The following is a 12,076-nucleotide window of genomic DNA, read 5'->3' on the forward strand; positions in this document are numbered from 1 at the left end:
GCTCGCCAAACGCGACCCGTTTCAGTACAGATACGAGACAAGCGCGGGAAGCAGCTTTCCCTCGGCCCGCCGGAGGTGGTCTTCGGCGGTCCGGCGACCGACCCCCAGCTCCGCCGCCAGCTCGGCGGTCGTCGTCTCCCGAGGGAGTTCGTAGTAGCCCCGGGAGACGGCGAGGGCGAGGACCTCCCGCTGGCGGGCGGTCAGTTCGGGGAGCACGCCCTCTACGGATACCAGCGGCGAGGAGGGAGTGGGGGCGTGGACCTCGCGTTTCGACCGGACGTCGATCGAGAGGCCGTCATCGACGAGGGCGGCGTAGAGGTCGGCGAGGCTCGCGGAGTCGAGCGCCAGCACCCGGCAGTGTTTCGCGCCGTCGGCGTACCGGAGCGGCGGAAGCAACAGGCAGCCGTGGGGCTGGAGATATCTCTCGATCGTGGGTTCTTGCTCGCGGAGGCAGGCGCTCGTGACGACGACGGCTTCGGTTCCCGTACGGATCTCGCCGTCGATCCCGACGTCGGTCCGGACCCGCTCGACGACGGCCCCGACCTCGCCGCGGACCGAGAGCAGGTCGGCGTGGTCGTTACACCAGAGGTCGATACGGCAGTCCGTGCCGTCGGTCGGCTCGGTGTAGGGGCTCGAGTCGGGAATCGAGAAGGTGGCCTCGTACACGCGGGGCGGTAGGCGCGCTCGTCATATAAATAACCCTCCGAACGGAACCCCACTGGCCTTGGATCCGCGCGTGGTTTGCAATGGCATGGACGCCGAGAACGATCCGGAGACATTCCTCGGGAGCGGAGAGCCAAGCGAGCAGTGGAAGAAGTACCGGGGTGCGCCCACCGGGACCGACCTCGAATGTGAGGGGTGGCGCCAGGAGGCGGCCCTCCGCCTGCTGAACAACAACCTCGATCCGGAGGTCGCCGAGGGCCCGGAGGACCTAGTCGTCTACGGCGGCACGGGCCGAGCAGCCCGGTCGTGGGACGCCTACGACGCGATCCTCGCCGAACTGCGCGAACTCGGCGATCGGGAGACCCTGCTTGTGCAGTCGGGCAAACCCGTCGGCCGGTTCGAGACCCACGAGCGGGCGCCGCGGGTGCTGATCGCGAACTCCAATCTCGTCGGAAAGTGGGACAATTGGGAGCACTTCCACGAGCTCGAGGCGGAGGGAAAGATCATGTACGGCCAGATGACGGCGGGCTCGTGGGCCTACATCGGCACCCAGGGGATCATCCAGGGAACGTACGAGACGCTCGCGGAACTCGCCCGCCAGGAGTACGGGGATGAGGACGGCGAGGCGGATCTCGAGGGAAAGATCGTCGCGACCGGCGGCCTCGGCGGGATGGGCGGCGCCCAACCCCTCGCGGTGACGATGAACCGGGGGGTCTGTATCGCCGCCGAGGTGGACGAAGCACGGATCGATCGCCGGATCGAGACGGGCTACTGCGAGGAGAAGGTCGGTAACGTCGCGGAGGCGATCGACCGCGCCGAGGCGGCGGCCGAAGCAGGCGAGCCCTACAGCGTCGGCGTCCACTGTAACGCCGTCGATCTTCTGGAGGGGCTGCTCGAACGGGACGCCGTTCCGGACGTCGTCACCGACCAGACCAGCGCCCACGATGCTCTGGAGGGGTACTATCCGGTCGGCTACACGGTCGGGGAGGCAGACGCACTGCGCGAGCGCGATCCCGAGACGTACCGCGTGGAAAGCCTCGATACGATGGAGCGCCACGTCGAGGCGATCCTCGACCTACAGGAACGGGGCGCGATCGCCTTCGAGTACGGCAACAACATCCGGGGACAGGTCAAAGACGAACGCGGGATGGACCGCGCGTTCGATTTCCCGGGATTCGTCCCCGCTTACATCCGCCCGCAGTTCTGCCGGGGCAAGGGCCCCTTCCGCTGGCTCGCGCTGTCGGGCGACCCCGCGGACATCCACCGGACCGACGAGGCGGTCCTCGAACTGTTCCCCGGGAAGGGCCACCTCCAGCGCTGGATCGAACTCGCCCGCGAGCGGGTCCGGTTCCAGGGGCTGCCCTCGCGGGTCTGCTGGCTCGGATATCAGGCGGGAGATAATGAGGAGAGTCTGACCGAGCGCGCCCGCTTCGCGCTGCGGATCAACGACCTTGTCGCCGACGGCGAGATCTCGGCGCCGATCGTCGTCACGAGAGACCACCTCGACGCGGGGTCGGTCGCGAGTCCGAACCGCGAGACCGAGGCGATGCGGGACGGGACGGGCGCGGTCGCCGACTGGCCGATCCTGAACGCCCTGCTGAACTGTGCGGCGGGCGCCGACATCGTGAGCGTCCACGACGGCGGCGGCGTCGGCATCGGGAACGCGATCCACGCGAACAACCACGTCGTCCTCGACGGTACCGACCTCGCCGCCGAGAAAGCCAGACGAGTGTTCACGACCGACCCCGGCATGGGCGTGATTCGTCATGCCGACGCCGGCTACGAGGAAGCCATCGAGGAGGCGGCGGAATCGGACGTTGCGATCCCGATGGAAGAACGGGGATCGAGATGAGCTACCGGGAACCCGCCTTCGAATGGACGGCTCCCTCGTCGGATCCGAACGACCGTCAGTTCGGGGACGTCGTCGAATCCATCGAGTTCGCCGACGCCGACGACTACGACGCCGTCATCGTCGGCGAACCGTTCGACGACGCCGTCATCGGCCGGACGGGAGCCGCGGAGGGACCGACGGCGATCCGCGAACGGCTGGCGGCGACGAAGACCCATCACTTCGACGCCGACCCCGTCGGGTCGATCGGCGACCTCGGAGATCTCGGCTTCGCGGGTGACGCCGGCGACCCCCTCCCGGAGACCGTCGCCGAGAAGCAAGACCACCTCCAGCGGTTCGCCACACGGAAGATCCACGCCTCCGACGCGCTCCCCGTGTTCCTGGGAGGGGACAACTCCCTGACATATCCGAACGCCGCTCCGTTACTGGATCGAGGCAGCCTCGGCGTCGTGAACTTCGACGCCCACCTCGACGTCAGGGAGGTCCGGGACGGCCCGACAAGCGGGACCCCGTATCGACAACTGTTCGAGGCCGGACTCGACGCCTACGCCTGCATCGGCGCCAGACACTTCGAGACGTCGAGCGCGTACGCCGACTACGTGGACGAGCGGGGCGGCGAGGTGGTGACCGCCGAGGAGGTCGGCGAGGATCCAGTTGTCGCGGCCGAACTCGCGATGGACGCGATGGGCGATCTCGACGCCCTGTACGTCAGCGTGGACCTCGACGTGCTCGACGAGTCGGCCGCGCCGGGCGTGAGTGCCCCGACCCCTGGGGGGCTTTCGACCCGAGAACTATATCGGGCGGTGCGGCTGATGGCGAGCGACGACCGGCTCGCGGGGTTCGAGATCGTCGAGTGTGCGCCGCCGCTCGACCGGGGCGGTCGGACCGTAGACGCCGCCGCACGGGCCGTCGCCCACGGACTGGCGGGCTACCTGGAGGTCGAACGATGAGCACGAACGCGAACTATACGATCGTCCACGGGATCGGCGAACTGGTGACCGGACCGGCCGACCGCGAGGGAGAAAGAGGTCCGGAGCCGCCCGACGAGCCCGTCCTCGTCCGCGAGGAGGGCGCGGCGGTCGTCGCCAGCGGCGGCAAGGTGGTCGCGACGGGTCCGTCCGACGAACTCGTCCGGGAGTACCCCCCGGAGAACGCGGCGACGGCGATCGACGCCGAGGGGAACCCCGTCCTGCCGGGATTCGTCGATCCCCACACCCACGCGGTCTTCGCCGGCGACCGCTCCGACGAGTTCGAGGCCAAACTCCGCGGGAAGAGCTATCAGGAGATCCTCGCGGAGGGCGGCGGCATCCTCCGGACCGTCCGGGCGGTTCGGGAGGCCGAGGAGGACGACCTCGTCGCCTCCCTCCGGGAGCACCTGGACGTCATGCTCGCCCACGGGACGACCACGGTGGAGGTCAAATCGGGGTACGGGCTCGAAAGCGAGACCGAACTCGAGCTCTTGTCGGCGATCGAGCGGGCGGGCGCCGGCCACCCCGTGGACGTCGTCCCGACGTTCATGGGCGCCCACGCGGTTCCCGAGGGAAGCGAGGCCGACGCCTACGTCGAGCGGGTCGTCGAGGACCAGCTTCCCGCCGTCGAGAAGCAGGGGATCGCCGAGTTCTGTGACGTCTTCTGCGAGGAGGGCGCCTTCTCGGTCGAACAGTCCCGACGCGTCCTCGAGGCCGGGATCGATCACGGGCTGACGCCGAAGATCCACGCCGACGAGTTCACGACCATCGGCGGGACGGACCTCGCTGCGGATCTCGGGGCCGCGAGCGCCGATCACCTGCTCCAGTCCGAGAGCAGCGACGTCGAGCGGTTGCTCTCGGCGGGCGTGACCCCGGTCGTCCTTCCGGGGACCGCCTTCGGACTCGGGGGCGAATATCCCGACCTCGAACCCTACCGCCGCCGAGGGACGGTCCCTGCGGTCGGGACGGACTTCAACCCGAACTGTTACGCCCGGAGCATGGGCTTTTCGGCCACCCTCGCCTGCGTTGGGATGGGGATGACGCCCGCGGAGGCGGTGGTCGGGATCACGTCGCGGGCCGCAGGAGCGATCGACCGTCCGGAGCGGGGAATCATCGAGCCGGGCGCGCCCGCCGACCTGGTGGTCCTCGGGGCGCCTTCCTACCGCCACCTCGCCTACGACTACGACGGCAACGCCGTCGATCGGGTCCTGAAGGGCGGGAAACTCGTTGTCGGTGGCGGATGACGTGGCGGCGCCCGCTCGCCCTACTCGCAGGGGGCGACGGCGACCGTCACATCGCCGTCGTAGCGCACGGAGACCTCACAGCCGTCGTGTTCGAACTCGACACGCCCGCGGCGCCGACCCCGGCGGGTCGGGTCGAACAGTTCGTCGAGGGAAGCGGGATCGACGCTGTGGTGGAGCGGCGAGACCTCCCCGACGGTGGAGCCAGTGACACATGCGACCGCGGTGACGACGACCCCGGTCGGCGTCTCGTCGTCGGCGACCGTCCGGCTGACGGCGTCTCCGATCTCCATGGCTGCGGTGTATTTCGTTATTCTGTAAAAACGCTCCGGTCGGGACAAACGAATCCGGTTCGACGGCGCAGTCGTTGTAATTTTCTCACCGTGGAGGGAGAATCGAGCTACGGCCGCTCCTCGTCCGGATCGGCCCGGTCTCCCTCGAGGGTGCCACGGGGCCTTCGGCGTTCCTGCCGGAGGAGCCGCTCGTTCCGGACCTCGAGGCCCACCTCGTGGAGACGGCGAGCCGTCTCCGTGATGTCGGCGACGCCCTCGGCGACCGCGGTCACCTCGACGTCGCCGCCGCCGGTCGCGAACTCCCGGACGGAGACGACGCCGTCCGCCTCGAGGGCGTCGCCGGCGAGCGACCCGCGGTCGGCGATCGGCGCGTCACAGGTGAAGACGACGGTCAGGGGGTAGCCGGCCGACTCGTGGTCGATCACCGGCAGATACTCCCGGATGACGCCCGCCTCCTCCATGCGCTCGATCCGGTTGCGGACGGTGCCGTCGGAGACCGGGAGCCGGCGCGCGATATCGACCGGCGTGGTGTGTCTGGCGTCCTCGGCCAGCAGGCGGAGGATCGCCCTGTCGGTCTCGTCGAGTTCCGACTCGGACATCTCTCGGAAGGTGACAGTCCCGTCCGTAAGGGTGTTGTGGCACGTCCTGCTCTCGAACCCGTCTACGCTCGAGTCGCCACCTCGAGGAGGTCCGAGACGAGGTCGTCGCCGTCGTAGCGGACGGTCGACGACCGGGAGTCGTACTCGATGAGCCCGGCGTCGGCAAGCGCCGGGAGGTCGGCGTGGCGAAGCGAGATCGCGGCCTCCGACGTGGCCGTGCCCGTCTCCTCGCTGACGATGGCGGCCAGTTCCCCGACGGTGACGACCGGTCGGTCCTCTACGTATCGGAGGAGGACGCGTCGGCGGTGCTCCGAGAGGAGTTCGAAGAGGCGATCGTGGCGCGACCGCTGGCCGACCGTTCGTTTCTCCAGTCGGCCGCTGTAACCATCGTCAGACATGTGCCTACCCGGGTACATCACGGGGCTACATATTGATTGCGGTCGGTAATTTTCGAACGCCGTACGGCGCGGCGAACGTCCCCTCGACCCTCGCGCTCGTCCTCTCCGAAGTCCTCCCCCGAACGGGCCGTCCGACGGGACCACGACCCGGCGGGGGTTCCGGCATCGATACCGCGGACCCCATCACAACGGAACCGGGAGCCAGTCGAGGTGTCGGAGGATCGGAGCGGGATCGAACAGCGGGTCGTGGAGGACGAGCCAGTCGAGCAGGACGAGGCCGGCCCCGTGGGCGATCACGGAGGGGAGAATCGAGTTCGAGCGGTAGTCGACGGCGCCGAAGAGGACGTCCGTCGGCCCCGAAAGCAAGAACTCGAGCAGCGGCTTCTCCCAGTGGTGGAACATGTAGAGGACGGGGCTGATGAACACCGCGACGAACCCGATCTCCCTGATTCCGACACAGAGCAACCCTCGATAGTACGTTTCCGAGGCCAGCGCGAGAAAGAATAGGCCGAGCGCGTGGGGGACGAACTCGACGGGAGCCGTCGAGGTCTCCCAGATCGGGTAGTAGGTCCGGATGGTCGGCAGCGTCGAGCCCACGAGGTAAAAGGGGAGGACGAAAAGCGAGAGCAAGAGGGCGTTCCGGACCGCCAGGCGGTCGATCCGCCAGCCGATCCGTCTCCCGTGGGTCAGGGCCAGCGTCAGCGGCCCGCCGAACAGGAGGAGGCCGTCGTAGAGCAGGCGGTTGGTCAGCCCCGATTCGACGACGTTCATCCAGACGACGGTACAGGCCGCGCCGACGAGCAGCGACCGCTGGACCCACGTCAGTCCGGCGAGGCGTTCCCGGAGACCCGATCCGGCGGCGGTCTCGTCGGTCGCCACGGCGTCGCTACTCCTCTGTGGTCTCGACGGGGCCGGTCCCGACGACCTCCCGGACGTAGCCCTCGAACTCCTGGCTGCGCTCGAAGTAGGTCTCGTCGATCTCGCGAATCACCGTCGAGAGCTCGCGGGGACCGTCGGGGGTTCGGATGACGCTTTCGCCCTCGAGCCGGTCGACCTCGCTCGCCTCCTTGGGCCAGGTCAGCCGGGAGGTCACTCGGGCAAGCGGGGCGCCCTCGACGGCCGGCCCCTCGCCGAGTTCGACGGTCGGCTCGGTCTCCTCGTCTTCCTCGTCGCTCATGGCCGGGCGTTGGCCGGGCCGTCGATTCAACCTTTCGTTTCCCTACCCGACGGCGGTCCACACCGCGGCTCGGATCGCCGCCTCGCCCAGTTCGATCGCCCGCTCGGGTGGCCAGTGGAGGACGACGGCGGCGACGGCGAGCTCGAGGGCCGTCACGACAACGGTCACGACTCCCGCTCCCCTGGTTCCGACCGAGACACCCATCGGAAGGCCGAACTCCCGGTCCCAGAGCGGGTAGAAGAGGGCGATACCGCGTTTGCTTCCCGCGGCATCGAGCACGTAGTGGGTGAAGATCCCGATCCAGACGAACTCGAGGTTGCCGAAGACGACGGGAAAGGCGAGAAAGCCGACGAGCACCGGCAGGTTGTGGAGGGTCTTGCGATGACGGCCGAAGGCGGTGTCGACGTCGGGAAAGAGCGCGCCGAGGACGACCGGGACCCCGACCTCGAGGACCGTCACGTAGGTCTCGACCGAGCCGGCGGGCTCGACGAGGAATCCGAGGCCGACCGAGAGCAGGGCCGCGTTCAGGACGTGGCCGCGCTTGTTCATGGCTCGAGTGCCGCCTCGCCCGTGGCCAATGCCTCCCCCCAGCCCGGCCCCCGCCGGACGTCGGGGAAGGGGAGCGGTTCGTCGGGTTTCGAGTCGCCCTCCGGCTCCCCGATCGGGCGATAGAGCCACCGGACGTCCCGCCAGGCGCCCTGCGTGTAGCCCACCCGCGGGAACGTCCCGACGGGCTCGAACCCCATCCGCTCGTGAAAGGCGACGCTCTCGGGGTTTGGAACCACGAGCGCGGCGTAGGCGCTCCGATACCCCTGCCGGTCGAGTAGCTCCAGGAGGGCGGTGTAGAGCCCGGTCGCGACCCCCGACCGGCGTGCCTCGCCCGCGACGTACACCGTGAGTTCGACGGTCCAGCGGTAGGCGTCCATCGACCGCAGCGGTCCCGCCTTCGCGTAGCCGACGACCTCGCCGCCGCGTTCACAGACCAGCCACGGGTAGGCAACGAGGGTGGATTTGATCCGGTCGACGATCTCCTCCTCGCCCGGCGCACGCTCCTCGAAGGAGATCGGCGTCTCCTCGACGAACGGTGCGTAGATCGCCGCGATCGCCGCCGCGTCCCCCGGTGTGGCGGCCCGGATCCGCCCCCCGCCCTCGCTGTTCATGCGGGGAGGCGGCAGGCGACCCCCAAAAGTCCTCCGTCGTTACCGCGCGTCGACCTCCGCCAGGAGGAGTTCGAGCGCCCGGTCTACGGTCTTCGCGCGCACCTCCGCCCGGTCGCCGTCGAACTCGATGCGCTCGACTGTCGCGTAGGAACTCTCGCTGCCCCACGGGCCCGCGTAGGCGACCGCGACGAAGACGGTGCCGACGGGGGTCTCCTCACTGCCGCCGGTCGGGCCCGCGACCCCCGTCGTCGCGACCCCCCAGGTGACGTCGGTCGTGTCCCGGACTCCGCGGGCCATCTCGCGGGCGACGGGTTCGGAGACCGCGCCGTGTTCGTCCAGGTGCTCGCGGCTCACCCCGAGGTGGCGGCGCTTGGAATCGTAGGCGTAGGTCGTAAGCCCCGTATCGAAGTAGTCGGTCGCGCCCGGGATCGCCGTCAGGGCCGCGCCAATCAGCCCGCCCGTACACGATTCGGCGACCGCGACCGTCTCCTCTCGGTCGCGGAGCGCGTCGGCGACCGCCATCGGGAGCTCGCGGTCGATGTCGTCGTTCATGGGCGAGCAGAGGCAACGAAGGATCCTGAAAGGCGGGGTTGCGTTGGCCGCTTCCGGCGGCCGACCCCACCGCTCGGGCGAAACGTCTTTGCGCTCGCCCCGTATACCTGCGGGTATGCCGACTGGCCTCCTCCCGGACGACCCGGTGATCCTCGTCGTCGTCCTCGTCTTGCTCGCGCTCGTGTTCTTCCTCTACTTGCTGCTTCGCCGGACCGTCCTCGAGTTCCGCGACGGAATGCGCGGGAAGTAATCAGGCGAGCGCGCCCGACACACCCTCGACCGCCCGCTCGACGTCCTCGCGGTCGACGTCGCGATGGGTACAGAACCGGACGGTCCCCGGGCCGAAGGGGGTCGCCCGGACCCCGCGGTCCTCGAGCCGGTCCAGAACGTGGTCGGGCTCGAGGCCGGTCCCTGAGACGTCGGCGAGCACGATGTTGGTCTCGGGCTCCTGAACCGACAGCCCCTCGACGTCCGCGATCCCCTCCGCGAGCGCGCGGGCGTTCTCGTGGTCAGTCGCGAGGTCGGAGACGTTCTCCAGGGCACGGAGCCCCGGACCGGCGACGACACCGACCTGGCGCATCCCGCCGCCGAACAGCTTCCGGGTCCGGCGGGCCTCCTCGACGAACGCCTCGCTTCCGGCGAGCATCGACCCGATCGGCGCACCCAGCCCCTTCGAGAGACAGAACATCACCGAGTCGACGTGGTCGGTGATCTCCGTGACGGACACGTCGAGCGCCGTCGCGGCGTTGAACACCCGCGCGCCGTCGAGGTGGACCGGCACCCCCAGGTCGCGGGCGGCCGCGGCGGCCGCCCCGATCCTCTCGGGGTCGATCGCGACCCCGCCCTTGCTGTTGTGGGTGTTCTCGAGGCTCAGGAGGCCGGTCCCGGGCCGGTGGACGTCCTCCGCGACGTACGCCCCGCGGACCTGCTCTCCGGTCGGCACGCCGCGGGAGCCCCCGTCTACGGGGCGCAACTGGAGGCCGGAGTGCTGGGCGAACCCGCCGAGTTCCCACTTGTAGACGTGGCTCTCGCGTTCGACGACGGCCTCCTGGCCGCGGTCGGTGTGGACCCGGGCGGCGACCTGGTTGCCCATCGTCCCCGTCGGAACGAAGAGGGCCGCCTCCTTGCCGACCGCCTCGGCTGCACGATCCTCGAGTTCGTTGACCGTCGGGTCCTCGCCGTAGACGTCGTCGCCGACCGCGGCGCCGGCGGCCGCCTCGCGCATCTCGTCGTCCGGTTTCGTGACGGTGTCCGACCGCAGGTCGATCATGGACGCGGTAGCGCGGGGAGGCGCAAATAGTCGGCGGTCACGGCACCCGGATGGGGCGAGAACGGGGACGCCGGAGTCCGAACCGGTTCCAAAAGGAGTATGACGGCCTCGGGCGATGGACGACCATGGACCCGCGCATCCGCGAGCACGCCCGGATCATCGCGAACCACTCCGTTTCCCTCCAGGAGGGCGACGACGTGGTCGTCGACGCCCATCCCGTCGCCGAGGACCTCGTCGTCGCCCTCCACGAGGAGATCGGCGAGGTCGGCGCGAACCCGATCAGGACGAGCCAGCGCACGGGCAAGCGCGCCCACCGGGCGTTCCTCCGTGCGTCCGACGGGGAGTTCGAGACCCCCGACCACGAACTCGCGCTCATCGAGGAGACGGACGTCTACATCGCCATCCGGGCGACCGACAACGTCACCCAGACCAGCGACGTCTCCCCTGAGACGAGTTCGGCCCACCGCCAGGCCCACGGCCCGATCCTCGACGAACGGCTCTCGACGCGGTGGTGTCTCACCCAGTTTCCCGCGCCCGCCAACGCCCAGCTCGCCGAGATGAGCACCGAGGGCTACGAGAACTTCGTCTGGGACGCGGTTAACAAGGAATGGGACGACCAGCGGGAGTTCCAGGCGAACATGGTCGAAATCCTCGACCCCGCCGACGAGATCCGGATCGTGAGCGGCGAACACACGGACGTCACGATGAGCCTCGCGGACAACCCCACGATCAACGACCACGGCGAGCACAACCTGCCCGGCGGCGAGGTCTTCACCGCGCCGGTCCCCGACAGCGTCGAGGGCGAGGTCCTGTTCGACATGCCGCTGTACCACCAGGGCCGAGAGATCACGGACGTCTCCCTCGAATTCGAAGCGGGCGAGGTCGTCGCCCACTCGGCGGCGAAAAACGAGGAGCTGCTGACCGAAGTCCTGAATACCGACGACGGCGCCCGGCGGCTGGGCGAACTCGGGATCGGGATGAACCGCGACATCGACCGCTTTACCTACAACATGCTGTTCGACGAGAAGATGGGCGACACCGTCCATATGGCGGTCGGCCGGGCGTACGAGGACACCGTTGGCGAGGGTAACGAGCGAAACGACTCGGCGGTCCACGTCGACATGATCGTCGACATGAGTGAGGACTCGCGGATCGAGGTCGACGGCGAGGTCGTCCAGGAGGACGGCACCTTCGTCTTCGAGAACTGAGCGAGCCCCTTTTGCTCCAGCTTTTGCGAGCGAGTGCTGCGGGCGCGAGCGAGATAAAAGGTGGGCGTAGGTCGTCTAGGAGGACGGCACCTTCGTGTTCGAGAACTGAGCGATCGACTCCGGCGCTGCGGCGGCGTCCACTGCCGGTTGTCGAAGCGATCGGCGGAGCTTAGACGGTCGAGTTCGTACGGCAGGTATGACCGTCCTGGTCGCGTACGACGGCTCGGCACCCGCACGGAAGGCCGTGGAGTACGCGTTCGACGAGTACGACGACGACATCGTCCTGTTGCGCGTCGTGGAGGTCGCCGACAGTTTCACGAGCATGAGCCTCCAGGCCGTCCAGGAGGTGCTCGGCCGGCGGCGCGCGGACGCCTCCGAGGAGCTCCGCGAGGAGGTCACGGACCGGATCGACGCCGACGCGGAGTACGAGATCGACGTCGTCAGCGGCGAGCCGGCCCGCGAGATCGTCACCTACGCCGAGGACCACGACGTCAATCGGATCGTCGTCGGGAGCCACGGCCGGGAGGGCGTCTCCCGGGTTCTGCTCGGCAGCGTCGCCGAGGGGGTCGTTCGTCGGGCCCCCGTCACGGTGATCGTCGTCCGCTGACTCACTGTCGGTTATCCCGCAGTCTACGACCTACGCCTCGGCGGTGACTACCCTCCGCGGCGAACCGGCGGGCGCTCTCTCGGCCGTTGAC

At 69.0% G+C, this 12,076-nt stretch carries 16 protein-coding genes; 6 read left to right on the forward strand and 10 right to left on the reverse strand.

Annotation, left to right across the window (positions count from 1 at the left end; translation table 11 throughout):
* Positions 1-21 precede the first annotated feature (21 nt).
* On the reverse strand, positions 22-666 hold the full coding sequence (locus DVH23_RS12630; protein WP_114577786.1) for a helix-turn-helix domain-containing protein: 645 nt from the start codon (positions 664-666) through the stop codon (positions 22-24).
* An 85-nt stretch (positions 667-751) separates the two neighbouring features.
* On the opposite strand from DVH23_RS12630, the gene hutU reads away from it, so the two are divergent.
* From hutU to hutI, 3 genes are read left to right on the forward strand one after another with little or no spacing between them, the layout of a single operon-like run.
* On the forward strand, positions 752-2,515 hold the full coding sequence (gene hutU, locus DVH23_RS12635) for a urocanate hydratase (protein ID WP_114577787.1): 1,764 nt from the start codon (positions 752-754) through the stop codon (positions 2,513-2,515).
* Complete coding sequence (gene hutG, locus DVH23_RS12640) at positions 2,512-3,462, forward strand: formimidoylglutamase (RefSeq protein WP_114577788.1); 951 nt, start codon at positions 2,512-2,514, stop codon at positions 3,460-3,462. The genes hutU and hutG overlap by 4 nt, the downstream gene beginning before the upstream one ends.
* Entirely contained in the window at positions 3,459-4,724 is a 1,266-nt protein-coding gene (gene hutI, locus DVH23_RS12645; protein WP_114577789.1) for an imidazolonepropionase, read from the forward strand. The genes hutG and hutI overlap by 4 nt, the downstream gene beginning before the upstream one ends.
* Positions 4,725-4,744: 20 nt before the next feature.
* Here hutI and DVH23_RS12650 read toward each other — a convergent pair whose 3' ends face one another.
* From DVH23_RS12650 to DVH23_RS12685, 8 genes are all read right to left on the reverse strand, one after another.
* Entirely contained in the window at positions 4,745-5,014 is a 270-nt protein-coding gene (locus DVH23_RS12650; protein WP_114577790.1) for a HalOD1 output domain-containing protein, read from the reverse strand.
* Between the two features lie 107 nt (positions 5,015-5,121).
* Positions 5,122-5,613 (reverse strand): Lrp/AsnC family transcriptional regulator, encoded by a 492-nt coding sequence (locus tag DVH23_RS12655; protein ID WP_114577791.1) that lies wholly within the window; start codon positions 5,611-5,613, stop codon positions 5,122-5,124.
* A gap of 62 nt (positions 5,614-5,675) precedes the next feature.
* Positions 5,676-6,011: a hypothetical protein gene (locus DVH23_RS12660; protein WP_232833758.1), complete on the reverse strand. Its 336-nt coding sequence runs from the start codon at positions 6,009-6,011 to the stop codon at positions 5,676-5,678.
* Positions 6,012-6,194: 183 nt separating this feature from the next.
* A complete protein-coding gene (locus DVH23_RS12665; RefSeq protein ID WP_114577792.1) occupies positions 6,195-6,890 on the reverse strand; it encodes a type II CAAX prenyl endopeptidase Rce1 family protein in 696 nt (231 codons plus the stop codon).
* 7 nt (positions 6,891-6,897) lie between these two features.
* Positions 6,898-7,188 (reverse strand): DUF5789 family protein, encoded by a 291-nt coding sequence (locus tag DVH23_RS12670; RefSeq protein ID WP_114577793.1) that lies wholly within the window; start codon positions 7,186-7,188, stop codon positions 6,898-6,900.
* 42 nt (positions 7,189-7,230) lie between these two features.
* The gene (locus tag DVH23_RS12675) at positions 7,231-7,737 is read right to left on the reverse strand and encodes a metal-dependent hydrolase (RefSeq protein WP_114577794.1); all 507 of its coding nucleotides are present in this window, start codon (positions 7,735-7,737) and stop codon (positions 7,231-7,233) included.
* Complete coding sequence (locus DVH23_RS12680; RefSeq protein ID WP_114577795.1) at positions 7,734-8,348, reverse strand: GNAT family N-acetyltransferase; 615 nt, start codon at positions 8,346-8,348, stop codon at positions 7,734-7,736. Before DVH23_RS12680 ends, DVH23_RS12675 begins: the two co-directional genes overlap by 4 nt.
* Before the next feature lie 39 nt (positions 8,349-8,387).
* The gene (locus DVH23_RS12685) at positions 8,388-8,900 is read right to left on the reverse strand and encodes a CinA family protein (RefSeq protein WP_114577796.1); all 513 of its coding nucleotides are present in this window, start codon (positions 8,898-8,900) and stop codon (positions 8,388-8,390) included.
* Positions 8,901-9,015: 115 nt separating this feature from the next.
* On the opposite strand from DVH23_RS12685, the gene DVH23_RS25030 reads away from it, so the two are divergent.
* Positions 9,016-9,150, forward strand: coding sequence for a hypothetical protein (locus tag DVH23_RS25030; protein ID WP_255565247.1), 135 nt, complete (start codon positions 9,016-9,018; stop codon positions 9,148-9,150).
* Here DVH23_RS25030 and DVH23_RS12690 read toward each other — a convergent pair whose 3' ends face one another.
* Complete coding sequence (locus tag DVH23_RS12690; protein ID WP_114577797.1) at positions 9,151-10,170, reverse strand: low specificity L-threonine aldolase; 1,020 nt, start codon at positions 10,168-10,170, stop codon at positions 9,151-9,153. It abuts the gene before it with no gap.
* 125 nt (positions 10,171-10,295) lie between these two features.
* On the opposite strand from DVH23_RS12690, the gene DVH23_RS12695 reads away from it, so the two are divergent.
* Together DVH23_RS12695 and DVH23_RS12700 are read left to right on the forward strand one after the other, a co-directional pair.
* Positions 10,296-11,378, forward strand: coding sequence for an aminopeptidase (locus tag DVH23_RS12695; protein WP_114577798.1), 1,083 nt, complete (start codon positions 10,296-10,298; stop codon positions 11,376-11,378).
* Between the two features lie 196 nt (positions 11,379-11,574).
* Complete coding sequence (locus tag DVH23_RS12700; RefSeq protein ID WP_114577799.1) at positions 11,575-11,985, forward strand: universal stress protein; 411 nt, start codon at positions 11,575-11,577, stop codon at positions 11,983-11,985.
* The last annotated feature ends 91 nt before the right edge of the window (positions 11,986-12,076 follow it).

It is taken from the genome of Saliphagus sp. LR7, from assembly GCF_003344565.1.
Lineage (GTDB): Archaea > Halobacteriota > Halobacteria > Halobacteriales > Natrialbaceae > Saliphagus > Saliphagus infecundisoli.

Bases quoted from the DNA above. Each gene is read 5' to 3' on its own strand.
- DVH23_RS12670 (WP_114577793.1), bottom strand. From the start codon at position 7,188: ATGAGCGACGAGGAAGACGAGGAGACCGAGCCGACCGTCGAACTCGGC.
- hutU (WP_114577787.1), top strand. From the start codon at position 752: ATGGACGCCGAGAACGATCCGGAGACATTCCTCGGGAGCGGAGAGCCA.
- DVH23_RS12685 (WP_114577796.1), bottom strand. From the start codon at position 8,900: ATGAACGACGACATCGACCGCGAGCTCCCGATGGCGGTCGCCGACGCG.
- DVH23_RS12695 (WP_114577798.1), top strand. From the start codon at position 10,296: ATGGACCCGCGCATCCGCGAGCACGCCCGGATCATCGCGAACCACTCC.
- DVH23_RS12675 (WP_114577794.1), bottom strand. From the start codon at position 7,737: ATGAACAAGCGCGGCCACGTCCTGAACGCGGCCCTGCTCTCGGTCGGC.
- DVH23_RS12690 (WP_114577797.1), bottom strand. From the start codon at position 10,170: ATGATCGACCTGCGGTCGGACACCGTCACGAAACCGGACGACGAGATG.
- DVH23_RS12650 (WP_114577790.1), bottom strand. From the start codon at position 5,014: ATGGAGATCGGAGACGCCGTCAGCCGGACGGTCGCCGACGACGAGACG.
- DVH23_RS25030 (WP_255565247.1), top strand. From the start codon at position 9,016: ATGCCGACTGGCCTCCTCCCGGACGACCCGGTGATCCTCGTCGTCGTC.
- hutI (WP_114577789.1), top strand. From the start codon at position 3,459: ATGAGCACGAACGCGAACTATACGATCGTCCACGGGATCGGCGAACTG.
- DVH23_RS12680 (WP_114577795.1), bottom strand. From the start codon at position 8,348: ATGAACAGCGAGGGCGGGGGGCGGATCCGGGCCGCCACACCGGGGGAC.
- hutG (WP_114577788.1), top strand. From the start codon at position 2,512: ATGAGCTACCGGGAACCCGCCTTCGAATGGACGGCTCCCTCGTCGGAT.
- DVH23_RS12700 (WP_114577799.1), top strand. From the start codon at position 11,575: ATGACCGTCCTGGTCGCGTACGACGGCTCGGCACCCGCACGGAAGGCC.
- DVH23_RS12655 (WP_114577791.1), bottom strand. From the start codon at position 5,613: ATGTCCGAGTCGGAACTCGACGAGACCGACAGGGCGATCCTCCGCCTG.
- DVH23_RS12660 (WP_232833758.1), bottom strand. From the start codon at position 6,011: ATGTCTGACGATGGTTACAGCGGCCGACTGGAGAAACGAACGGTCGGC.